Genomic DNA, 23961 nt, shown 5'->3' with positions numbered 1-23961 from the left:
CTCTCCACTCTCCACTCTCCACTCTCCACTCTCCACTCTCCACTCTCCACTCTCCCGCCTCAGGCCTTTTTACTGGACAGGGAGAAGAGGGTTCCGTACAGTTTGCGCGATATTCAAGCGTTCCGAATTTATGGCAATTTCAGATTACATCGTGACCATTGGCCTGGAAGTCCACTGCCAGATCAAGACGAAGAGCAAAATGTTCTGCTTCTGCGAGACCGGCTTTGGCTTTGAACCCAATACGCGCGTGTGCCCCACCTGCCTGGGGCTGCCGGGCGCGCTGCCCGTGCTGAATGAGTTCGCCATTGAACGCACATTGCTGACCGGCCTGATGCTGGGATGCTCCAGCCCGGAGGTTTCCCAGTGGGACCGCAAGAATTACTTCTACCCGGACATGGCGAAGAATTACCAGACTTCCCAGCTGGACCTGCCGCTGTGCCTGGGCGGGGAGGTGCCCCTGTATCCCTGGTCCTACCCGAACGACGTGATCAAGGCCGGCGTGCCCCCCTTCCGCACCGTGAAGCTGACCCGCATCCATTTGGAGGAAGACGCGGCGAAGATCACCCACCACGCCAATTATTCCCTGATTGACTACAACCGCGCGGGGTCCGCCCTGATGGAGATCGTCTCCGACCCGGACATTGATACCCCGGAGGAAGCCTACGCCTACCTCAAGTCCCTCCAGCAGATTCTGAATTACGGGGACATTTCCGACGCGGACATGGAGAAGGGCCAGATGCGCTGCGACGTGAACATTTCCCTGCGTCCCCACGGCCAGAAGGAACTGGGGGCAAAGGTGGAGATGAAGAATCTCAATTCCATGTCCGCCGTGCGCCGCGCCCTTCATTATGAAATCCAGCGACAGGCGGAAGAACTGGACATGGGCATGGCGCAGATCCAGTCCACCCGCCGCTGGGACGACGAACGCGGGGAAAGCTCCATCATGCGCACCAAGGAAGACGCGCACGATTACCGCTATTTCCCCTGCCCGGACCTGGTGCCCATACACACCGCCCCGCTGGTGGAGAGGGTGCGCAGCCAGATTCCGGAACTGCCCCAGGAACGCCAGAAAAGGTTCATGGAGGAATACGGCCTGAGCGAATATGACGCCAACGTGCTGGTGGGCGACCTGGAACTGGCCCGCTTCTTTGAAGAGGCGGCGCAGGGAACCGCCAGCGGCAAGAAGATCGCCAACTGGGTCATCAACAACATTTCCGCCGTGCTGAATGAAAAAGGCATGCGCCCGTCCGAATGCCCGGTGAAGCCCGGCGCCATCCGGGACCTGATCGCCATTATTGACGACGGCACCGTTTCCAACAACCAGGCCAAGGACGTATTCACCAAAATGTGGGAAGACCCGTCCCTCAACGCCGCGCAGGCAGCCAAGCTGCTCGGCTTTGAAAAGGCGGATTACTCCTTCCTGGACGGCATCGTGCAGGAGGTCATTTCCGCCAATCCGGACAAGGTGGCGGAAATCCGGGGCGGCAACGACAAGCTCCTGAACTGGCTCACCGGCCAGGTGATGAAAGCCGCCAAAGGCAAAGCCAACCCGAAGATCGTGACGGAAGCGCTGAAAAAGGCTCTTTCAGAACAGTGACCAAAAACTAAAGATGAAAGACCAAATATTTTCCGGCACTAGCTTTAGTATTTGGTCTTTCCTATTTAGTATTTTTGTTCAAGCCCTCAGGGCTTGAACAGCTTCCGGTTCCCGGCCAGCGTGTTCCACACCTGCTTCACTTCCCCGGTCAGCGTCTGCTTGACCATGGCCAGGGAAAAGTCCGCGGCCTGTCCCAGGCTGATGTAGGGGGGCAGCGCGATGGCATCCCGGTCCACACGGGCATCCAGCAGAGCCGCGCCCGGGTAGTCCAGGAACGTTTTCACCATCTGGTCCACCTGGCTTGACTTATCCAGCACAAAGCCCTTGATGCCCACGGCGTCCGCCACGGCGGCAAAGGAGGGGTTGTCCAGGTTGATGCCCCACGGAATCAGGCCTGCGGCCTGCATTTCCAACTGGATGAAGTCCAGGCAGTCGTTATTGTACACCACCAGCTTCACCGGCAGGTTGTACTGCGCTATGGTAATGAGGTCCCCCAGCAGCATGGACAGGCCGCCGTCTCCGCACAGGGCGACTACCTGGCGGTTCGGGTACGCCTTCTGGGCCCCGATCGCCATCGGCATGGCATTCGCCATGGAGCCGTGATTGAAGGAAGCCAGCGTTTTTCTGCCCAGCGTGGAGCACAGGAAACGCGCGCTCCAGATGCAGGGGGTGCCCGTGTCCACGGTAAACACGGCGTCCGGAGCCGCGTGCTTGTTCACGGCGGTGGTCACCTGTTCGGGGCGGATGGGCGATTCCTTGTCGTTCCCGTCCATGTAGGCATTCATGTCCTTCACATCCTTGGCGTGACGCTTCAGGGAGGCGTCCAGGTGGTCGGAATCCTTTTTCTCTTCCACCATTCCCAGCAGGGCGTCCACCGTGGCGCCCACGTCCCCGCAGATTCCCAGGTCCAGGCGGCAGCGGCGGCCCAGCACTTCCCCGCGACGGTCGATCTGGACGATGGAGGGCTTGGTGGGAAGGAAGTTGAAATAGGGGAAATCCGTCCCCCACATCACGATCAGGTCGCTCTCATGCATGGCCTTGTACGCGTCACCCCAGCCCAGCAGTCCGGTCATGCCTACGCCCACGGGGTTGTCATGCTCAAAATAGTCCTTGCCGCGCCAGGTGTAGGCAATCGGGGCCTTCACGCGGGCGGCGAGCTGCACCACCTTGCGTTCCGCTCCGGCGCAGCCGCCCCCGCAGAAGAAAGTAATGCGGTCGTGTGAAGCGAGCATCTGGGCCAGGCGTGCCACGGATTCATGGTCCGGAACCACTGTTTCCCGGGCAAAGGCGGGTGGATGCACCAGGTCTTTGGCCTCCGCCGGCGCGTCCGCCACGTCGCCCGGCAGCACGATGACGCCCACGTCATGCAGGGAATAGGCATGCTGGATGGCGGACATCAGCACGCGGGGAGCCTGCTCCGCCGTGGAAGCCAGTTCCGCATAGGAGCTGCATTCCTTGAACAGCTGCTCCGGATGGGTCACCTGGAAATAGTCCACCCCCACCTGGCTCTGGGGGATGTGGGAGGCGATCGCCAGCACGCGGGCCCTGCTCCGGTGGGCATCATAAAGGCCATTGATCAAGTGAAGATTGCCGGGGCCGCTGCTGCCGCAGCACACGGCCAGGTTACCGGTCAGCTGGGCTTCCGCACTGGCGGCAAAGGCGCCCACCTCCTCATGCCTCATGTGGATCCATTCGATGGTTTTTTTTCTGCGGAGGGCGTCCGTAATGGGGTTCAAACTGTCTCCCACAATGCCGTAAATGCGCTTTATTCCCGCTTTTTCCAAGATTTCAATAAGCTGATCAGCTACCGTATACATGCAGATTAGACCAAGACCGGTTGAAAAAAATCAGTGCTTGTGTGTCATAGATACCGGAAGTTCCTTCCGCGCGGAAAACCATGACGGATTTTCAAACAGCCGCCTCTCCTGCCGGGAGGCTTTTTCCTTGAAGAAACCGCGTTGGAGTCTATCTTGGCAAGGTAGTTCCATTTTCCTTGATACCAAACCATGAAATTCCTCACTAAAGCTCTCCTGATGGCCACCGTTCTGGGAAGCGTTGCCACCGTTCCCGCAGCAGTCGTCTTCCCGGGCCCCACCCCCGGCGCGGCCAATGCGGAGCAGGCGCCCTCCGGCTATACCCTTTCCAACAACATCCTGACGGCCAAATTCATCAACCGGGGCGGGAAGCTTTCCTTCGGAGGAATGACGTCCAAACTGGGCCCTGTAGCCAAGGCCGGGGACGAATTGTTCATCATCAACCTTCAGGACGGCCAGAGCATCAAGTCCTCCGGCCTGAAGGCGGGGGACGTCAAACTCGTCACCCTCCAGCCCAATCCCAAGGCGTTCAAACTGGCGGACCGCTTCCCCGGAAAAGCCGTCACGGCCTCCTTCCAGGCGCTGAACGGCTCCCTGCACATTTCCTGGCGCGCCGTACTCAGGGACAATTCCCATTACCTGCGGCAGGAACTCCGCCTGGTGAGCACAAAGCCCATTCAGATGAAAAGCATCGTGGCCATGCAGTATGACCTGGTGGAAGGGAAGGCGGGTTCCCCCTCCGTTTCCGGCAATGCCAGGGGCGCGCTCATCGTGAACGACCTGGCGTTCACCGCCCTGGAAACGCCCATGGGCATCAACACCGTGGGAGGCTCCGGAAACGCGGCAGGCGGGGAGTCCACAGCCTGGAACGCGGACAAATGGTCCACGGCTTCATGGACGGGCAATTTCAACATTCCGCAGGAGCTGAAAAAGCAGTACGGGGAACAGGTAGCCTGCGCGGAAGGCCCCGTCACCATTGACGGCAAGGGCTCCTGCACCATTACCTTCCAGTACAAGGGAGGCGACAAGGGAAACAACAAGCTGAACACCGCCGGCGTGCAGCTCCTTTCCGCCAAGGGGGCCGTCCTTGATTCCGACTTCCACGCCGGGAGTACCGGAGACGCCAATGCCAACAATTCCTACACCGTAAAAGTTCCCGCCAAGGGGAATTACCTGCTGCGCTACTGGGTCCAGACCAAGAGCGAACCGATTGCCAGCAAGGGGGAAATCACTTTCTCCCTGCCCGTGCGCACGCTGGAGGAAAAGGAAGACGCCCAGGCGGACGATTCCCAGCTCGCCCAGGGCGTCTGGAGCCGCAAAACCACCATGCAGCCCAGGGAGGTGTGGGAGGTGTCCTCCGTCCTCGGCATCTTCGCCCCCGGCCAGCAACGCCGTTCCTTCCTGGCCTATATGGAGCGGGAGCGCGTGATGCCCTACCGTCCCTTCATCCATTACAATTCCTGGTATGAACTGAACATCAACCGGAACAATGATTCAGACCCCGCCAAGCGCATGACGGAAGAACAGTGCCTGGCCGTCCTGAAGGATTGGCAGGAACAGTTTTTCCAGAAGCGCGGCATGTCCATTGACGCCTTCGTCTGGGACGACGGCTGGGACGAGTTCAACAGCCTGTGGGATTTCCACAGGATGTTCCCGCAGGGCTTCAAGCGCATTGACGCCGCCGCGGGTAAACAAAAGGCCGGCATCGGCACCTGGCTGGGCCCGGTGGGCGGCTACGGAGCCTCCAAGGGCAAGCGCCTGGCCCACTGGAATGTGAAGCACCCGGACAACAAGATCGGCAACTTCCAGCTTTCCAACAAGGAATACTTTGACGCCTTTGTGGGCCGCTGCTCCCAGATGGTGAAGGACTACAACATGAAGTACTTCAAATTCGACGGCATCAGCACCCATTTCCACGCCAAGGGCCCCGGCAACGAGGAGGATGCGGAAGGCATCATCCGCGTGCTGAACGCCCTGCGCAAGAAGAAGGGGGACCTTTACATCAATTGCACCGTGGGCACCTGGGCCTCCCCGTTCTGGTTCCGTTATGCGGATTCCGTATGGAGGCAGGAAAACGACTTCGGAACGATTGGCGTGGGCGACAACCGCGACAAGTGGATTACCTACCGCGACCGCCTGGTGCATGAGGTCTTTGTGCAGGGTTCCCCGCTGATGCCCATCAATTCCATGATGACCCACGGCCTGATGGTCACCAAGTTCGGGCCGCCCGCGTGCATGCCCCGCGACCCTGAAAACGTGAAGAAGGAACTCCGCTGCGCCACGGCCTGCGGCACCTCCCTGCAGGAGCTTTACGTGGACAGGGACCTGATGAACGCCAAGGACGGCATGCTGTGGGACGAGCTGGCCAAGGGCATTAAATGGATACGCCGCAACGCGGACGTTCTGGACGACGTGCACTGGGTGGGCGGCAACCCGTGGAACAAGGAGGCCAATGAAGGGGCCGTGTACGGCTGGGCCGCATGGAATAAAAACAAGGCCACCCTGGCCCTCCGCAATTCCTCCGACCAGGAAAAGAGCCTGACCGGCACCCTGCGCGGCATCCTGGACATTCCCGCGGACGTCAAGGGGGCCATCACCTTCAAGGATTCCTATGACGACCAGCGGGAGCTGGACGGCTTCTCCGGCAAGACCGTAAACATTGACAAGGAGCTCACCTTCACGCTGAAGCCCTTTGAAGTGCTGGTGTACGAAGGAGGAAAGGTCAAATAAAAGCTTCCGGAGTCCCGGAGCCACGCTCCCGCTCAAGCAGAAGCGGCACTTGAAAAGCTACATTGGGGGGGAGGCTGGAAAAGCAGCCTCCCTCCATTTTTTCCACCCGTCCCTGCGCCCGGGTCAGAACGTTTTCTCAAACGTCACCGCTTCCAGCGGGTCGGAGGGGTTGACCGGCATCACCAGGCATTCCGCATTCTCCCCGCCCAGGTACAGCGTCAAACTGCTGCCGGGAGAATAAACGATGGAGACGCCGTAATATCCCCCTTTCTTCACCAGGGACCAGGTTCCGCGGCAGGAGGAAACGAGGTCCTCCTCCAGCACGGAAAGGTCATCCCTGTCTTCCGGGCGGGAAATCCACCTGCCCCACGCCTCCGGGCGCGGGAAGGAGGAAATCTCGCACGTTCCGTCTTCATTCAGGAGAAGCGTGGAGGAGCTGACCTGGAAAAAGCGCTTCAGCTCCGGAGGCCGGAAAAACCACCGCTCCCTGGGGGAGGATTCCACCTCGTACTTTCCGGACAGGGCCTGGAGCTCCGGCTCCTGGATCCACAGGAAGGTCTTTTGATGCATCACCTGGCGGCACGCCAGGCCCACCACGGCCAGCAGGGAAAGGAACGCCAGGGCAAACGCCCACAGGGCCAGCCGCTTTCTCCACCACGCATACACGGCGGCCAGTCCCGCCACGCTGCCCACGCAGACCCAGAACCCCCAGGAGCGGGAGAGGAAGGCAAGGGCGTCCGCCAGTACGGAAAGGCCATGAGAAAGATCATTCCACATAGGTGCTTCAGAATCGCCGGAACTCCGTCAAAGTCAAGGCAACAATGCCGCCTTTTACGGCACGGGAGGCAAGCCGCGCCGCTCCTTTCCCAAAAACTCCCGTCATCATCCCTGAAAATCCTCCTCCGCACTTTTCTCACGGACTCCAATCAGGTAAAGAAACATCTCAACCATGAAGAGTGCAGCACATCACCAGGGACTTTCGGAACAGCAGGTTCTGGAAAACCGGACCAAATACGGGGTCAATATCCTGACGCCCCCGGTAAAGGAACCCCTGTGGAAGCAGTTCCTGGAAAAATTCTCAGACCCCATCATCAAGATTCTGCTGGTGGCCCTGCTCCTGTCCGTAGGCGTGGCCTGCTACCAGTTCTTCACCGGAGCGGAACCGGCCAGCGTCTTCCTGGAGCCCGTGGGCATCCTGGTAGCCATCCTGCTGGCTACCTGCGTGGGCTTCGCCTTCGAGGTAAGCGCCAACAAGAAGTTTGAAATCCTGAACCAGGTCAACGACGAGACCATGGTCCAGGTGATCCGCGGCGGCAATATCTGCGAACTTCCCCGCCGGGACGTGGTGGTGGGAGACATCGTCATCCTGAACACTGGGGAGGAGGTTCCGGCGGACGGCGTCCTGCTGGAAGCCGTTTCCCTCCAGGTCAACGAATCCACGCTGACGGGGGAACCCCTCATCGGCAAAACCACGAATGAGGCGGAATTCAAGAAGGACGCCACCTACCCCTCCAACCACGTTCTGAAAGGAACCACCGTGGCGGACGGCCACGGCATCATGGAAGTGACGTCCGTAGGGGACAGGACGGAATACGGCAAGGTCTATGAAGGCTCCCAGATCGACAACAAGGTGCAGACTCCCCTCAACCGCCAGCTTTCCAGGCTGGGCGACCTCATCACCTGGGCCAGCTACGCCATTGCCGCCCTCATCATCATCGGGCGCCTTACCCTGTACTTCTCCCACCTGCCCGGCCCCGTGGAATGGCTGAGCGCGGGAACCTACATTCTGAACACCGTCATGATCGCCGTGACCGTCATCGTGGTTACGGTGCCGGAAGGGCTGCCCATGAGCGTCACCCTGAGCCTGGCCCTGAGCATGAAGAGCATGCTCGCCAACAACAACCTGGTGCGCAAGATGCACGCCTGCGAAACCATGGGGGCCGCCACCGTCATCTGCACGGACAAGACGGGCACCCTGACGCGCAACCAGATGAACGTATACAAGGCGGACTTCTACGGCCTGGGGGACGCCGCCCCGGCGGACGGCGAGCTGGGCAACCTGATCCGGGAAGGCATCGCCGTCAACTCCACCGCCTTCCTGGACTATGCGGACCCGGAACACATCAAGGCCCTGGGCAATCCCACGGAAGGGGCGCTCCTCCTGTGGCTGCACGGGCTGGGCGTGAATTACCTGGACCTGCGGGAAAACGCCCGCGTGCAGGAACAGCTCACTTTTTCCACGGAACGCAAGTACATGGCTACCGTGGTGGAATCCCCCCTGCTGGGCAAAAAAGTCCTTTACGTGAAGGGCGCGCCGGAAATCGTGCTGGGCCTCTGCTCCACCGTCCTGACTCCGGAAGGCCAGGTTCCTGCCGCGGACATGCGCCCCGCCATTGAGGAACAGCTCCTGGCCTACCAGAACCAGGCCATGCGCACGCTGGGCTTCGCGTACCGAATCCTGGATGATGACGCCCCGGTGTTTGAGGACGGCCGCGTCATCCGCAAGGACCTGGTTTACCTGGGCATCGCCGCCATTTCCGACCCCGTCCGGGACGACGTGCCCCAGGCTGTGAAGGACTGCATGGACGCGGGCATCAATATCAAGATCGTCACGGGGGACACCCCCGGCACCGCACGGGAAATCGGCCGCCAGATCGGCCTGTGGACGGAGGCGGACACGCCGGACCGCCTGATGACGGGCGTGGAATTTGAACAGACGCCGGATGCGGAACTGCTGGACCGCGTGATGGACCTGAAAATCATGTGCCGCGCCAGGCCCATGGACAAGGAACGCCTGGTGAAGCTGCTCCAGAAGAAGGACCAGGTGGTGGCCGTCACCGGGGACGGCACCAACGACGCCCCCGCCCTGAACGCCGCGCAGGTGGGCCTCTCCATGGGGGACGGCACTACCGTAGCCAAGGAGGCCAGCGCCATCACCATCTTGGACAATTCCTTCATGAGCATTTCCCGCGCCGTCATGTGGGGACGCTCCCTGTACCGGAATATCCAGCGCTTCATCGTCTTCCAGATGACCATCAACGTGGCGGCCTGCCTCATTGTGCTCATCGGCGCGTTCCTGGGCACGGAATCCCCCCTCACGGTCACGCAGATGCTCTGGGTCAACCTCATCATGGATACCTTCGCCGCGCTGGCCCTGGCCTCCCTGCCGCCGGACGAACGCGTGATGCAGGATCCGCCGCGCAAGACGACGGACCACATCATCACCCGCCCCATGGGCAGGAACATTCTGGGCGTGGGCATCCTGTTCGTGGCCTTCCTGTTCGGCCTGCTGCAATACTTCAAGCATGCGGACGTCACCAGCCTCACGCAGTTCAGCCTCAGCGGCTACTTCGGCAGCTACCTGGACTTCTCCTCACCGGAGCATGAACTGACCGGCTATGAACTGTCCCTGTTTTTCACCATCTTCGTCCTTCTCCAGTTCTGGAACATGTTCAACGCCAAGGCTTTCAACACGCACCAGAGCGCCTTTGCCCGCATGGGCGCCAGCATCGGGGGCTTCGGAGTGGTGGCTCTGCTCATCCTGGCCGGGCAATACCTCATCGTCACCTTCGGCGGCAAGATGTTCAACGTGGTGCCCCTGAGCTGGACGGACTGGGGCATCATCTTTGCCGGCACCTCCCTCGTCCTGTGGATCGGAGAGCTGGTGCGCGCCTTCACGCCGGACAAATCCTCCGCCCGCCCGTAAGACGTCCCGCCGCGTCATCCGGGTGAAAATCCACCTGCATGACACGGACGGCGCTGCCGCCCGGAAAGCCTTCTTTCAACAAAGGAGGCCGCCGGCGTGTCATTCACAGCATGGACTTGACACGCCTGACGGGCTCTATCTCCGGTTCCGCCGTTCTCCTCTTCTTGTTCTCCCTCCTTTTTTCCGGGTGTAAAAAGACGGAACAGGTGCCGCATGAAACGCCCACGCTTATTTACGAACAGCCTGTTGCCATGGACATCCCGGTGACGGGAAGCTGGGTGGGCCATCTGGATGGCGTGGACAACGCCTCCATCGTTCCCCAAATCACGGGCTACCTGCAAACGCAGAATTACGCCAACGGCGCCATTGTGAAGAAGGGGGAGGTGCTTTTCCGCATTGACGATTCCACCTTCAAGGACCAGGTCTCCAGGGCCAAAGCCACGCTGGAACAGGCGCAGGCCCAGCTCCAGCAGTTGAATTATGACGCGGAGATTTACAAGCCCCTGGCCGCGGAGAACGCCATTTCCAAGCAGAAGTACGAGGATACGCGCCTCTCCGCCATTGCCGCGGAAGCGCAGGTGCAGCAGGCCACGGCGGCCCTGGCCCTGGCTGAAAAGAATCTTTCCTATACGGTGCTGTATGCCCCCTTTGACGGAATCGCCGGCATTTCCAAGACGAATATAGGCGACCTGGTCAGCCCGGAAAGCGGCCCCCTCGCCGTCGTATCCTCCGTCAATCCCATCCGCGTCAACTTTGCCGTCACCCAGCAGGAATGGATCCAGCAGGCCGGCAAGAACGGGAATGAAGGCGTCCAGACGGGCAGCAAGCTGGATATCACGCTGAAAGACGGTACCAAATACCCGGAACAGGCTACGGTGGTAGCCATTGACCGGGCGTTCAACCCCCAGACGGGCACCATCCGCGTGCAGGCCAACCTCCCCAATGCCGATTACCTGCTGCGCCCCGGCATGTTCATCATGGCTACGGCCCGGCTGGCTACCGTCAAAAACGCGCTGACCGTTCCGGCAAAGGCTCTTCTTTCCACGCAGGGGCGCTTTTTCGTCATTGCGCTGGATGAGAACAACCACCCTTCCATCATCCCCGTGCAGGCCGGAACGCAGCTCGGCGACCGGCAGCAGGTCATTCCGCTGAAACCGGGTTCCCTCACCCCGCAGAGCAAAGTGGTCGTGGACGGCCTTCTCCAGGCGGAAATGGCCTCCAGAAACCCGGACGCACGCCTGAAAGCGGTACCCGCCAGCAACCAATAAGCCCCTCCCGCCATGGCCGATTTCTTCATCAAGCGCCCCATCCTCTCCATCTGCCTCTCCATCATCATCGTCCTGCTGGGGACCTTCTCCATTCTGCGCCTGCCCATTTCCGAGTATCCGGACATCATCCCCCCTTCCATCCAGGTGACGGCCACCTATCCCGGAGCGGATTGCGAGACGGTGGTCAAATCCATCGCATCCCCCATTGAGCAGCAGATGTCCGGCGTGGACGGCATGTCCTACATGACTTCCGTCAATACCAACAACGGGCAGATGAGCATGATGATCCTCTTTGAGATCGGCACGGAGGCGAACATGGACCAGGTGCTTTCCTACCTGCGCTACGGGCAGGCCACCTCCCAGCTTCCGCCGGAAGTCAGCGAACTGGGCGTCTCCCTGCGCAAGACCAGCGGGCTGCCCGCCCTGGTCGTCAGCCTTTATTCCCCCCAGGGAACCTACGACGGCCTCTGGCTGGCCAATTACGCGTATATCAACATGGTGGACGCCATCAAGCGCGTGCCCGGCGTGGGCGACGTGCAGGTGTTCGGCTCCGGCCGCTATGCCATGCGCATCTGGCTGAATCCGGAAAAGATGGCCGCCCTGAACATCACGGCCCGTGACGTGATGCTGGCGGTGCAGGCCCAGAACGCCGTGAACCCGGCGGGCAAGATAGGCGCGCAGCCCGCTCCGCCGGACCAGCAGCTTTCCTTCACCGTGAAGGCGCCCGGACGCCTGACCAGCGTGAAGGAGTTTGAAAACATCGTGGTGCGCGGACAGGGCAGTTCCATCGTGCGGGTGGGCGACGTCGCCCGCGTGGAGCTGGGTTCGGAGACTTACAGCCTCAGCTCTTCCGTGAACGGCATGCCCGCCGCCTCCATCGGCATTTACGAAGCGCCCGGAGGGAACGCCATCCAGCTGGTGGACAATATCAAGGCCCTGCTGAACGATACGGAGATGCCCCCCGGCATGGATTACCTCGTTTCCCTGGACTCCACGCTGGCCGTCCGCGCCGGGATTGAAGACATCGTCAGCACGCTGGTGATCGCCCTGGGCCTGGTTGTGCTGGTGGTCTTCATCTTCCTCCAGGGCTGGCGCGGCACGCTGATTCCGGCTTTTGCCGTGCCGGTGTCCATCGTAGGCGCCTTCATCGCCTTTCCGTTTTTCGGCTTTTCCATCAATACCATCTGCCTGATGGGCCTTGTGCTGGCTATCGGCCTGGTGGTGGACGACGCTATCGTGGTGGTGGAGGCGGTGAAGAACCATATTTCCAACGGAGAAAAGCCGCTCCAGGCCACCATCGCGGCCATGAAGGAGGTATCCGGCCCCATCGTGAGCACGGCCCTGGTGATTTCCTGCGTGTTCGTGCCCACCCTGCTGCTGCCCGGCGTCACGGGCAAGCTGTTCGAGCAGTTCGCCGTGACTATCGGCATGTCCATCATCATTTCCGCCTTCTGCGCCCTGTCCCTCAGCCCCACCCTGTCCGCCGGGCTGCTGAAAGGAGGGAAAGCGGATTCCATCCCCCTGCTGGGGCCCTTCTTCAAGTTATTCAACAAGGGCTTCAACAAGGCGCGCGACTGGTACGTGGAAATTTGTGCCAAGCTCATCCGGCACATGTGGCTTTCCATCCTGCTGCTGGCCGCCATGACCGCCCTCCTCTTCCCTCTCGCCAAGCTCATTCCCACAGGCTTCCTTCCCAATGAGGACCAGGGCTACCTGTTCGGCGGCGTGGAACTGCCGGACAATACCTCCCTGAACGTCACGGCGGCCACCGCCGCGCGGATTGAACAGATCATCCGGGAAGATCCCGGCGTGGAAGTGGTCACCACCGTAAACGGGTTCAACCTCATCAGCTCCGTCCAGAGCTCCTCCAATTCCTTCTTCTTCATTTCCCTGAAACCATGGTCCGAACGCACCGCCCCGGGCATGACGGCGGACGGCATCGCCGCCCGGCTGAAAAGCAAGCTGAACGCGGAGATTTCCTCCGGCATGGCGTACGTGGTCCCGCCGCCGCCCCTGCCGGGCGTGGGCACATCCGGAGACGTCACCTTCCTGCTGGAGGACCGCCAGGGCATCGGGGAGAAATTCCTGGCCGCCAATACGTCCAAATTCATCGAGGCTGCGGAAAAGAGGCCGGAAATCGCGGGCATCAGCAATTTCATGTCTCCCTCCAACCTTCAGTACAATCTGAACGTGAATACGGAGCAAGCCACCCTCCAGAACATGAACGTGGATGAGATTTACGCCACCATCCAGGCGTATATGGGCAGCACCTTCCTGAACAATTTCAACATTTACGGTCAGGAATGGCAGGTGTACATGCAGGCGGACGCCCCGTACCGGAACAGCATCGACAAGCTTTCCATGTTTTACGTGCGCAACAATGACGGCGACCCGGTCCCGCTGGATTCCGTCATTAACGTCACTCACGGCTGGGCGCCGGAATTCCTGATCCGCCAGAACATGTTCAACAGCTCCCAGCTCAACGTCACCCCGGCTCCGGGCTATTCCTCCGGGCAGGTCATGAATGCCCTGGAGGAAGTCTTCGCCCAGACCATGCCGTCCGGCATGGGGTATGACTACTCCGGCATGAGCTACCAGGAAAAACAGGCGCAGAAAGGCATCACCATCGGCATGATCTTTGCGGCGTCCGCCGTGTTCGTTTTCCTGATCCTGGCCTCCCTGTATGAGAGCTGGTCCCTGCCCGTGGCCGTCTTCATGACCGCCCCCATCGCCATCCTGGGCGCATTCCTGGCCCTGTGGATGTTCGGGCTGAACCTGAACATTTATTCGGAAATCGGCCTCATCGTGCTGATTGCGCTGGCGGCCAAGAATGCCATCCTCATCGTGGAATTCGCCGTGCTGGAACTGAGGCAGGGCACGGACCTGCTTACGGCCACGCTGGACGCGGCCAGAATCCGCCTGCGCCCCATCCTGATGACCTGCTTTGCCTTCATCATGGGCTGCCTTCCCCTGGCCGTAGCCACGGGAGCGGGAGCGGCGGCGCGGCAGGTGGTGGGCGTGGGAGTCATCGGCGGCATGATTACGGCCGTCTTCATCGGGGTGTTCTTCATCCCCTCCTTCTTCTACCTGATTGCCAAGCTGGCCAAACTGGACAAGAAAGCGGCGAGGGAACTCCAGGAAAAGGCCCAGGGAGCAGCCGCCCCGGCCAAGTAGGCCACGCCGCACGCCCGGAACGGCAAAGCCCGCGCCTGCACGGGAGCCCTTTCCGCTACATCCAAAATATCCAGGCCCAGAAAGCCTTCACGAAGACGAGCACCACATTGATCAGCAACCCTACCTTCACCATGGTCATCTGAGGGAATTTCCCTGTGGCGAAGGCCAGGGCGTTGGGAGGCGTGGAGACGGGAAGCATGAAGGCGCAAGAGGCCCCGATGCCCACCAGAAGCACCAGCGGCGTGGCGGACATGCCCATGGCGGAGGCCACCGTCACCATCAACGGGGCCACCAGGGCGGCGCTGGCCGTATTGGAGCAGAATTCCGTCAGCGACGTGATGAAGAGGCTGATGATGAGCAGGATGATAATGGGACTCTGCCCCATGGCCAGGGAAGATACCTGGTCCGCCAGAAATCCCGCCGCCCCCGTCTGGACGAGGATGCTGCTGAGCGTGATGCCGCCGCCGAACAGCAACAGGACGCCCCAGTCCGTATTTTTGGCGATGCCGCCCCAGTTGATGACCCCGCACAGGGGCAGCAGAACCGCGGCACACAGCGCAATGAGCGTGTCCATGGACGGAATGCCGCCCAGAGCGGAGGAAAGGAAGCTGCTGCACATCCAGCTCCCGGCCACCAGCACGAAGAGAAGAAGCACGCGCACCTGCCTGGCATTCAGCCGGGCCTCCGCATCCTCCCCTTCCGCCGGGGCCATGTCCACATGCAGCCCCAGCCGCGGTCGGAAGAACAGGTACATCAGGCAGAAGACAATCACTCCGAATACCAGGACAATGGGCATGGCAATCCGGAACCATTCCGCAAATCCCATGCCGAGCTCATGCGCCGCAATGGCGTTGGGAGGGGAACCCACCAGCGTTCCCATGCCGCCGATGGAGGCGCTGTACGCCACCCCCAGCACGGCAAAGGGAGCCGTCGTCTTGAGCTTTTCCGCCGGAATGCGGTCCAGCAGGCCGATGACCAGCGGGAGCATCATGGCCGCCGTGGCCGTATTGGACATCCACATGGAGAGGAACGCCGTAGCCAGGAAAATCAGGATCAGGGCCATCCCCAGGCTTCCGCGGGCCATCCGGAGGATTTTTCCAGCCAGCCAGGTATCAATTTTCTGTTCGTGGAGAGCCCCGGCCAGCGCAAAGCCGCCGAAGAACAGGAAAATGGTGGGATCCGCAAAGCCGGCCAATGCCTTCGCCCCCGGAAGAATCCCCATGAACATGGCGAGCACCGGCACCAGCAGGGCGGTCACGGTCACATGCAGTGCTTCCGTCAGCCACAGAATGCCGATGAAGGTGAGAACGGCCAGCCCCCTGGCTACCTCCGGCTCCACGGGAAGCCACTTGAGCATGGCCAGGAAAAGAAGCACGTCACACGCAATGATGATGTAATTGCGGTGTCCTTTGGCGGTGTCGGTGGTACGGTGGCGCATGGCTGGAAAAACAAAATGGTGTTATTTCCTTTTGTACGCCTCCGGGGAATAGAGTCAATATCATTCCGGAAAAGTCCGGGAGAAGCCCCCATGCCGCGGAAGCATGGGCAGGAACGGGCCATGGCCCACAGCGAAGGAATCCGCAGGGGCGCCCCAGGAAAAATCAGGCCGCCCACGGTTCCTTTGTACACAAGAAGGCCATGCCATGCAAAAAGCCGCCATGCAATTGCACGACGGCTTGTAAAAACTGTTTGATTGACGCGCGGAGGCAGTAACCTCCGCCCGGGCAATTATTCAGCGGCGGGTTCGGCGGCCTTCTTGGCAGCCGGCTTTTTGGCGGGAGCCTTCTTGGCGGCGGCAGCCTTGGTTTCAGTCTTCTTGGCTGGGGCCTTGGCCGCGGTCTTTTTGGCGGGAGCTTCCTTGGCGGCAGGCTTGGCGTCCTTGGCAACGGGAACGGCCAGACGGATAGGCGTATTGGAATTCAACTTGGACTGTTCCTTCTTACGCTTGATGTATTCAACACGTCTGCGGCGCTTGGTGACTTTGCGGATTTGCTGTCCCATAGTGATAATTGCTATGATATTTACTAATTCTTAAGAGCTCCATGTGGCACATGGGCGTGGATACAACTACCAACCCCGCCTCCCATACGCAAGCACAAAGCATTATTAAGGCACAGAAAGACGGCGGCAGTCCCCGCTTTTTCCAACCGGGCCGGAAAAAGGGAACGGCGGCAGGCGGGGCGGAACAAAAGGGCTCCCTACCACAATTTCAGCGCATCCACCCGGACCGGATGCTCCCAGCGCAGGTGGTCCCGGATGGCGGCGGCAATGAATTCCAGGCCGCGCTCCACCGCCGTGGCCAGTCCGTCCCCGGCGGCCAGCCGCGCCGCGATGGCGGCGGACAGGGAACAGCCCGTTCCATGCGTGCTCACATCCCTCACGCGCGGGCGGTTCCATTCCCCCAGCATGCGGCCGTCCGGGCCGGCCAGCACGTCCCGGCAGTCTCCTTCCAGATGGCCGCCCTTCAGCAGGACGGGGCACCCGTACCTGATGGCAAGGCGCGCGGCAGCCTCCGGCAGTTCATCCCTTTCAGGGTTGACGGAAGAGCGCAACAGCACGGCGGCTTCATCCAGATTGGGGGTCAGCAGGGCCGCGCCCGGCAGCAGAAGTTCTTCATAAACGGCTACAGCCTCCTCCCTCATCAGCCGGTCTCCTGCCGTAGCGATCATGACGGGATCCACCACAACAGGAATACCCGTACCTGCCAACACCTCATGCACCGCACGGACGATGGCCGGGGAGTACAGCATGCCCGTCTTCACGGCGCTTACCGGAAAATGCTCCAGATTGATGCGCACCTGGTCCGCCACCAGCTCAGGGTCCACCTCCTGGATGCCGCGCACCAGTCCCGGCGCCTCGGACACGACGCAGGTGACGGCCGTGAGCGCAAACGCCCCCATGGCATGGGCCGCCTTCATATCCGCCTGAAGTCCGGCCCCTGCGGAGCAGTCGGAACCGGCAACCGTCATCATTACGGGAATACTCATGCCCCTGTTTTTAATCGGGAGGGAAGCCCTTGAACATCCAAAAATCCGCACGCACCGCCTCAATGTCACAAATCCGGGTGGGAAAACGCCGCGGGAATGCCACAATCCGCCCATGACGCACGCCGCCCCTGCCCCGGACGAACAGGAATTCTGGCTTTTCATTCAGGACGCCCCTCTGCCGGCGGCGGAGGAATTGCAGAAGAACATGTTCCGCCTGGACGCCTGCTTCCGGCTGAACCTTTCCGGCGCGCCGGAAAACGCGCCGGACCATGTGCTGGAAGGGGAATACCTGGACGAAGAGGGAGAATCCCAGCTTGACGTGTTCTGGGTCATGGAAACGGACGATGCCCGCCAGGCCTTCAAAAGGGACCGCTCCGCCCTCCGGCAAATAGGGGAACGCACCAAAATGCTGCGTTTCATCCTGGAGGACGAATGCGCGCTGGGCCATGTGTTCGCCATGCTTCACGCCATTCTGGAACACCGGGACGGCCTGCTGGTCATCCCGGACGACCGGGGCAACATCATTCTGGAACGGCGGCAGGCCCTGGAATTCCTGAACCGGGAAATCCGGGAAGACTAGCGTTCCTCCGTCTGCGGGACACGGCTGCCCTCCCGCTCCGCATTCAGTTGGAGCGCCTTCTTTTTCCAGACTTCCGCCATGTCCGCATCCTGCGGGGTTCCCTTTCCGGTGCTGTAGCAGACGGAAAGCATCAGCATGGCGTTGACGTGGTCCTGCCCGGCGGCCAGCCGGAGCCAGTTGAACGCCTTGCCTTCATCCACGGGTACGCCGGAGCCTTCCAGATACGCCAGTCCCACGATGTACTGGGCACGGGCGTCCCCGGCGGAGGCCGCCTGCTCATACCATTTCATCGCGCGCTCCATGTCCTGCTCCACGCCCTCCCCCTTCGCATAAATATTCCCCAGATAGACGGAGGAAGGCGTATTCCCCCCGTTGGCGGCCTTTTCCAGCAATACGCGCCCGGAAGCAGGATCCTTGTCAAAGCCCAGCTTCCCCTCCATGTAGGCCCGGCCCAGCAGGCCCATGGCCGCCGGATGCTCTTCATCCGCCGCCTTGCGCCACAGCTCCAGGGCCTTGTTCCGGTCCTGGTCCGCGCCGTCCCCCTTGAAATACATCATGCCCAGCATGTACAGGGCATTCCCCCGCTGGGTTCCTGGACGCGCCAGCCCGTATTCAAACCACTCCCTGGCCGCTCCGGCATCACGCTTGACGTCGGTTCCGTACAGGAACATGGCGCCGATAACCGTCTCCCCGGAATATCCGGAACCCGTTTCCGCCACGGAGTCACACCAGGAGCGCACATCCAGCGGATGGGCCCAGCCGTTCTGCAATCCCTCCGCATACAGGGCGGCCACGTCATTGAGCGTCTTCACGTGCTCCCTGTCATTCCCTTTCTCACGGGCGGCTTTGGCGGAGGCGGCGTCCAGGCGTTCCCGCCAGGCTGCGGCCTCCCCCTTTTCTTCGGCAGGCTCTTCCCGTTTCCCGGAAGGGGCGGCCTGCTTTTCCCCGGCAGCGGGCTTGCGGTCACACCCGCACCACAGGAGGGAGGCAGAGGCGGCCACGCACAAGACGGCAATTTTTTTCATCATGCGCATTACCATAGGACAGCCGCACGGAGCTGCCAAGAAGAGAAATGACGGAAATGCCGCAGCCGTCCCCGCATGGGGACGCACAACATGCCTCCTGCCGCCGCGGAAGCGGGATTTTCTCTTTTAGCATTGAATATTTCCCTATTTTTGTTCTACTGGAACCAGTTCAACCTCTGATGAAATCCGTATCGCGCCTGTATCTCCTGACGTGCCTGGGCCTGGCGTCCCTGGGAAGTTTCTGCTACCGGGGTTCCGCAACGGAACTTCCTGTAAAATACATCTTTGAACTGTCGGATGAACCGGTGAAAGTGCGCCCTGGAAAAATAGACACCAAGAGCGTTTTCTTCCCCAAATACGCGCGAGGCACTTCTCCGGAAGCCCTGAAGCGGCAGGCGGCCCTCTTCCAGTCCCAACTAGGGCAGGCCGCTTCCCGGAGCAAGCCTGCCATCAGCATCCACATGAATGACGACAGGACGGAAACGGACGGCAATGCCCGGTCAGGCTATGAATTCTACCATCCGGACAACCAGGAAGGGCTCATCATCACGACGGAGACGCCGGACGAGGAAGTCTGGCTGAACGATGGAGACCCTGACAGCCCCTTTTTCCACACTCCCCGCTCCGCCACCAATACGGAAATCCGTGAAATCTCCACGCCTTCCGACGTCTGGCCCGCCTGGAACGAAGCGGAAGTCAACCTGCACATGAACCTTCCGGAATCGGAGCCGCGCCCCTTTGTGATTCAGCCGGCGCCGTCCGGAGCCATCCGCACCATCATTAAATCCTTCAATGGAGCCATTTTTGAAGCGGACACCCAGCCCATGCATCCCGTGTGGGACCAGCTCCCCCCCGGATACGTTCCCATTCCGGCGCTCCCCGCTTACCAGCCAACTGTGCTGAGGAAACTGCAATAGCGGCAGGAGGGGATCAAAACTTGAACCGGACGGCCCCGAAAACAGACCATCCGTTGAAGGCCCTGGCCGTTGTTGAGTCCACGCGGCTGGTGACATATTCCACCGCCAGCATCAGCTTGACCGCATTGACGGACTCCGGGCACAGGTAGCAGTTCAGCCCCAGGTAAAAGGAATGCATGCTGTCCACCCACGCGGGGTAATGGGTGACGCTAGGCACATACCGCGTATTCAGCTTCACGGAGCGGTTTCCGAAGGAACACTGGTACTGAAAGACACCTTCCAAGTGGGGGGAAATCCGGTAAACGGGCTGGAGAACCAGACCGTACACGTTCTTTGCGCCCGGCTGGCCCACGATCCCCACGCCCGCCAGCAGGTTTCCCATCACGGAAAAGGCGCCGCGGCTGGCGTCCCAGCTCAGGGAAAGCACGTCCTGCGCGCCCGTTCCACAGTAATCGGAAGAGGAGGGAACCTTCCTTCCCCGCCACTCCGTAAAATTATGGGCGTACTGGTACCCCAGAGTCTGGCTGTCCCACATGGGGGAAGCCACCTTCCATTTCATGGCATTCAGGGCAAACAGGTTATCCGCGGAATGAAACTGGATTTCATCCTTCAAATCCGTACCATTCGCGTTCAGGTAAACGCCGTAGGAATGGTACAGGCTCCTGGCGTCCTTCTGGAAATTGGCCTCCAGCCCCCAGTTGGAGATGGGAATCAATTCATTGCACAGGGCGGACCTCTCCACCGTTTTAATCCGGGAGGAAGCCAGGCAGTATTCCGACGTCAGGTGCGGCGTCAGCTTCCCGGCCCTGAACTTGACGCCGGGCATGGTCTTTTCCAGATAAAGCTCATACAGGGACCACTCCGTGCGGCTGCCGGTCCATTCTCCGCGCACTTCGCGGTGGCGGCCTTCCAGATCCCCCACGTTCGTCAGGTTGGACAGGCGCCAGGAGCCGTCCCCCATCACAACGTCGCCGCCCAGATAAGCGCGCCGCCACTCGCTGTTATGGCCGCCGGAGGAGGGGCAGAATTTGTTGGCTCCATTGGGGCTGACGGCGGCTGCCTGGTACTGGCCGATCAAGGTCAGCTTCACTTTCCTGATCCAGGAAGAATCATTCCGGTACAGAACGGGGCCGCGGTCCAGCACACGGCACAGGGAGGGCAGAGAATCCCCGGAAGCCGGGTGAAGCTGCGCCGTTCCCGCGCCGGCCTCCGCCGCGGGAAAAGCGGCGCACCAGCAGGCGGCAAGCAGGTATTTCCCCAGAAAAACAGGCTTCATCATAGGCTCGACAAACAGGTTGCAGGACGCACACCTTAAGGGGGGCCCTCCGAAAATCAAGCCCGGATGTTTCTTTTGGCGTTGCTGTTTTTCAAAAAGCCATGTTATGAAAAGCGGCAGCTATGGACACTACAACACGACCCTCTCTCTGGAAATACTTCATCCTGTGCCTGACGAAAAAGTACTGCGCCTTCTCCGGAACGGCTCCCCGGCGAGAGTTCTGGGGCTTTTTCCTTTTCATGAACCTCTTCTCCTTCATCTTCAGTCTTGTCGGCGGAGTCATCGTCGCGGTCACTCTTCCGTGGGGAGAACTGGCGGCCATGCAGGACCCGGAACAAATGCAGGCTATCCTTTTTACCCGAATAGCCTCCTTCTTCTTCATTACCCAAATCGTTTTGCTGGTCCTTTATCTTCCTACCCTGGGCGTCACTATCAGAAGGCTTCGGGACGCCGGCTTCAACACGGCGTGGGGTTACGGTTACCTGGGCCTGGGCGTCATTATTTTCCTTAACTGGGCCATCCTGGAGCGCTTCCAGTATCCAGGGGGAACCGCGACGCAATTCCTGGGTATCATTTCTACCGCCTACTGGCTGCTCCTCCTCATTCTGGCATGCTTCCCCACCCGGCCCGCGGTGGAGAGCACGCCTGAATAAGCACTTCCCGTTCCTGCCGGGAGAGGCCGTAAACGCCTTCCATCAGCTCATTCATCCGTTCATCCCCTTCCGGGCAATAGCGGGCCGTGAGGGTATCCGCCAGCTCTTCCACCTCCCGCAGCACGGAAAGGCCGGGCACCCGGATGGGAACGCGGAGGATGGGTGCCGTATCCATCTGGAAAAAGTCCCCCTGCATCTTCCCCCTGCGGAGAAACCAGAACTGCATGAGACGTGAATTGAACAGGGCGGCCAGGTACTTCATGCTTACGCGTTCCGTGCGTATCACGTTGAACGCCATCATTACATAAGCCTCATCCTCCGTGTAGGAGAAGGTGGGCCGTGCACACTTCCGGACAGCCAGAATCTTGGGACCGGGAAGGAAGAACCGTTCCTTCCGGGGCCAGTGCACATGATAGTACTTCATGCGGCCCATGCGGGTTTCCCGCCGGGCTTCCATCAGGGGGCGGAACTTTTCCAGATGCCGGAGAAGCGTGACGGCCTGTTCCGACCCGTTGGACGGAGTCAGATAGAGCAACACCTTCTCCGGAGCTTTCAACGCGTATCTTCCTGCCAGGGCGGGTTCATACAGAGGCTTGAGAAAACGCCGTTCCGCTGCCGGCAGCCGGTTGAAATACCCCTGCGGCACTACAAACACCCCTTCTCCCCTCCGGACGCCGGACCGCTGCACTGCCTCCGGCACCAGGCTCTCCAGCGCACGGGCGGAAACGACATCGGGGTTCGGTACAATCCCCTGCGTCATTTCCTTTGCGGCATCCAGCCTGAAATTCCGGCATCTCTCCATCTTCTCCAGAACGTTCCATTCGGCTGCGGAGCAGAAAAACAATCCTTCCTTGACGCATGCCCCTGTATCTTCCGGCAAAGAAAACCGGCAGTACGGTTCATGTTCCAGAAAGGATTCCACCTCTTCCATGGGACCGCAAAAACGGCGGTATTCCGGAACCGGGAGTCCTCCCCCATCCCCCTTCCTTTCCGCCAGAACGGTCATGGTATGAACCCGTGCGGCTTCAAACACCCGGCAAGCCCCGAAATCCGACAAACGCAGCAATCCGCAATCTTCCAGCAGCTTGCGGCGAAGGGGAGCCGCTCCGGCATTCGCCATCCACCTGTTGGGAACAACCAAATGCATCACGCCCCCCTGTTTCAGGGCATCCAGACCCACACAGGCGAACACGTACCAGTAATCCATGCGTGAAGAACAGTAGGAAGCCAACGGAGAAGACTTCAGACGGTCAAACAGCTCCTTGTTCCCTTTTTCCCCGACAAAAGGGGGATTTCCGATTACCAGGTCAAAGCCTCCGTCCGCCATCACTGCTGAAAGGCCCTGCCGCCAGACGCCATCCGCAGACATGTCCAGGCTGTCCCCGCACAGCAGGTGGTCCCGGAAATCCCCCTTTCCTCCGGCAGCTAGCCATGCACAGTGAAAACGGAAACGGGCTACCTCCAGAGCCTCCGCACAAACATCCACCCCGTAAATATTCTCTTCCAGAATGGCACGGAATAAATCGGCCTCCGCATATTCCGGCTCCAGACGCTTTCTGCGCGCGGCAAGCTCCCGAAGCATTCCCATGGTGAATGCCCCCGCCCCGGCGGATAAATCCAGCACCCGGATATTTCTCAGTAACCCGGCTTCCTCATTACCATTCCGGGGAGCAGGCAATCTGGATGCCAGCCAGGAGGATACCGCCTCCCGGGCCATCCAGCGGACCAGGAAGCCGGGAGTATACACGGTTCCGGAACGGCGGCCATCCGTCAGGGAGCGTTCCAGCAATCCCTCCAGCACGGAAGGAGTAACAGCCCGGTGAGCATCCTCTTCCCGCAGGGAAAAAGAGAATCCTTCCGGAAGACGGAATTCATGGTCCGCCTGCCGTTCCAGCAAATTGTTCACCAAAGCCTCTTTCAACCGCCTCCAGGCTTCGGGACGGCTCCCCTTTCCCTTCTCCGGGGCGAAACACCGGGCCATGAAACAATCCTGAACGCTCCGCTCCTTCACTGCCGTATTCGTACACTACCAGACCGGACCACGCAATCAAAAGCAGGAATTGCCCCGGATACCTCCCTCACTACATTTCTGTACGGGACGCTTTTTCTTAACGTCTCCGGCGTGTTTACGTTGCTAGTTTTTGATTCATGGTAGCCGCAACCATTTCATAATTCTACCTTCATTGCCATGAACAACACTTTCAATATCGGCGCCATGGACACCGTCTACCCCT

16 protein-coding genes are annotated in these 23961 nt (G+C 60.4%); 8 read left to right on the top strand and 8 right to left on the bottom strand.

Going from position 1 to position 23961, the window contains the following annotated elements; all coding sequences use genetic code 11:
* Positions 1 to 130: 130 nt before the first annotated feature.
* Positions 131 to 1597, top strand: coding sequence for an Asp-tRNA(Asn)/Glu-tRNA(Gln) amidotransferase subunit GatB (gatB, locus tag HJW02_RS12280; protein ID WP_102722873.1), 1467 nt, complete (start codon positions 131 to 133; stop codon positions 1595 to 1597).
* Between the two features lie 86 nt (positions 1598 to 1683).
* On the opposite strand, the gene HJW02_RS12275 is transcribed toward gatB, so the two are convergent.
* Positions 1684 to 3414, bottom strand: coding sequence for a thiamine pyrophosphate-dependent enzyme (locus HJW02_RS12275; protein ID WP_102722874.1), 1731 nt, complete (start codon positions 3412 to 3414; stop codon positions 1684 to 1686).
* A 189-nt stretch (positions 3415 to 3603) separates the two neighbouring features.
* Here HJW02_RS12275 and HJW02_RS12270 point away from each other — a divergent pair, with 189 nt between their 5' ends.
* Positions 3604 to 6141, top strand: a complete 2538-nt coding sequence (locus tag HJW02_RS12270; protein WP_102722875.1) for a hypothetical protein — start codon at positions 3604 to 3606, stop codon at positions 6139 to 6141.
* 123 nt (positions 6142 to 6264) lie between these two features.
* Here HJW02_RS12270 and HJW02_RS12265 read toward each other — a convergent pair whose 3' ends face one another.
* The gene (locus HJW02_RS12265; RefSeq protein WP_102722876.1) at positions 6265 to 6918 is read right to left on the bottom strand and encodes a hypothetical protein; all 654 of its coding nucleotides are present in this window, start codon (positions 6916 to 6918) and stop codon (positions 6265 to 6267) included.
* 172 nt (positions 6919 to 7090) lie between these two features.
* Between HJW02_RS12265 and HJW02_RS12260 the strand changes: the two genes are divergently transcribed.
* The 3 genes from HJW02_RS12260 (at position 7091) to HJW02_RS12250 (ending at position 14289) form a co-directional block, all read left to right on the top strand.
* Positions 7091 to 9847, top strand: coding sequence for a calcium-translocating P-type ATPase, PMCA-type (locus HJW02_RS12260; protein WP_022397433.1), 2757 nt, complete (start codon positions 7091 to 7093; stop codon positions 9845 to 9847).
* Positions 9848 to 9957: 110 nt separating this feature from the next.
* Complete coding sequence (locus HJW02_RS12255; RefSeq protein ID WP_022397434.1) at positions 9958 to 11115, top strand: efflux RND transporter periplasmic adaptor subunit; 1158 nt, start codon at positions 9958 to 9960, stop codon at positions 11113 to 11115.
* Between the two features lie 12 nt (positions 11116 to 11127).
* A complete protein-coding gene (locus HJW02_RS12250; RefSeq protein WP_102722878.1) occupies positions 11128 to 14289 on the top strand; it encodes an efflux RND transporter permease subunit in 3162 nt (1053 codons plus the stop codon).
* Positions 14290 to 14344: 55 nt separating this feature from the next.
* On the opposite strand, the gene HJW02_RS12245 is transcribed toward HJW02_RS12250, so the two are convergent.
* The 3 genes from HJW02_RS12245 to thiD all read right to left on the bottom strand — a co-directional run bounded on the left by HJW02_RS12245 (position 14345) and on the right by thiD (position 17276).
* Complete coding sequence (locus HJW02_RS12245) at positions 14345 to 15727, bottom strand: DASS family sodium-coupled anion symporter (protein ID WP_102722879.1); 1383 nt, start codon at positions 15725 to 15727, stop codon at positions 14345 to 14347.
* Between the two features lie 290 nt (positions 15728 to 16017).
* Positions 16018 to 16290 carry a hypothetical protein gene (locus HJW02_RS12240; RefSeq protein WP_022397437.1) on the bottom strand — a complete coding sequence of 91 codons (273 nt, stop codon included), beginning with the start codon at positions 16288 to 16290 and terminating at the stop codon, positions 16018 to 16020.
* Positions 16291 to 16487: 197 nt separating this feature from the next.
* The gene (gene thiD / locus HJW02_RS12235; protein ID WP_180971131.1) at positions 16488 to 17276 is read right to left on the bottom strand and encodes a bifunctional hydroxymethylpyrimidine kinase/phosphomethylpyrimidine kinase; all 789 of its coding nucleotides are present in this window, start codon (positions 17274 to 17276) and stop codon (positions 16488 to 16490) included.
* Here thiD and HJW02_RS12230 point away from each other — a divergent pair.
* Positions 17275 to 17856, top strand: a complete 582-nt coding sequence (locus HJW02_RS12230; protein ID WP_180971130.1) for a hypothetical protein — start codon at positions 17275 to 17277, stop codon at positions 17854 to 17856. The genes thiD and HJW02_RS12230 overlap by 2 nt on opposite strands.
* Here the strand turns inward: HJW02_RS12230 and HJW02_RS12225 are convergent.
* Positions 17853 to 18884 (bottom strand): tetratricopeptide repeat protein, encoded by a 1032-nt coding sequence (locus HJW02_RS12225; protein ID WP_180971129.1) that lies wholly within the window; start codon positions 18882 to 18884, stop codon positions 17853 to 17855. The genes HJW02_RS12230 and HJW02_RS12225 overlap by 4 nt on opposite strands.
* Positions 18885 to 19060: 176 nt before the next feature.
* Here HJW02_RS12225 and HJW02_RS12220 point away from each other — a divergent pair, with 176 nt between their 5' ends.
* A complete protein-coding gene (locus HJW02_RS12220; protein ID WP_102722883.1) occupies positions 19061 to 19798 on the top strand; it encodes a hypothetical protein in 738 nt (245 codons plus the stop codon).
* Positions 19799 to 19811: 13 nt separating this feature from the next.
* On the opposite strand, the gene HJW02_RS12215 is transcribed toward HJW02_RS12220, so the two are convergent.
* On the bottom strand, positions 19812 to 21077 hold the full coding sequence (locus tag HJW02_RS12215; RefSeq protein WP_102722884.1) for a hypothetical protein: 1266 nt from the start codon (positions 21075 to 21077) through the stop codon (positions 19812 to 19814).
* A 119-nt stretch (positions 21078 to 21196) separates the two neighbouring features.
* On the opposite strand from HJW02_RS12215, the gene HJW02_RS12210 reads away from it, so the two are divergent.
* Positions 21197 to 21727, top strand: a complete 531-nt coding sequence (locus HJW02_RS12210; RefSeq protein WP_102722885.1) for a DUF805 domain-containing protein — start codon at positions 21197 to 21199, stop codon at positions 21725 to 21727.
* Here the strand turns inward: HJW02_RS12210 and HJW02_RS12205 are convergent.
* Positions 21675 to 23708 (bottom strand): TaqI-like C-terminal specificity domain-containing protein, encoded by a 2034-nt coding sequence (locus HJW02_RS12205; protein WP_102722886.1) that lies wholly within the window; start codon positions 23706 to 23708, stop codon positions 21675 to 21677. The two genes, HJW02_RS12210 and HJW02_RS12205, sit on opposite strands and share 53 nt — an antisense overlap.
* Between the last annotated feature and the right edge of the window lie 253 nt (positions 23709 to 23961).

The organism is Akkermansia sp. GGCC_0220 (genome assembly GCF_017566105.1).
GTDB lineage: Bacteria > Verrucomicrobiota > Verrucomicrobiia > Verrucomicrobiales > Akkermansiaceae > Akkermansia > Akkermansia massiliensis.
This window is presented reverse-complemented; position numbering and strand designations above follow the sequence as displayed.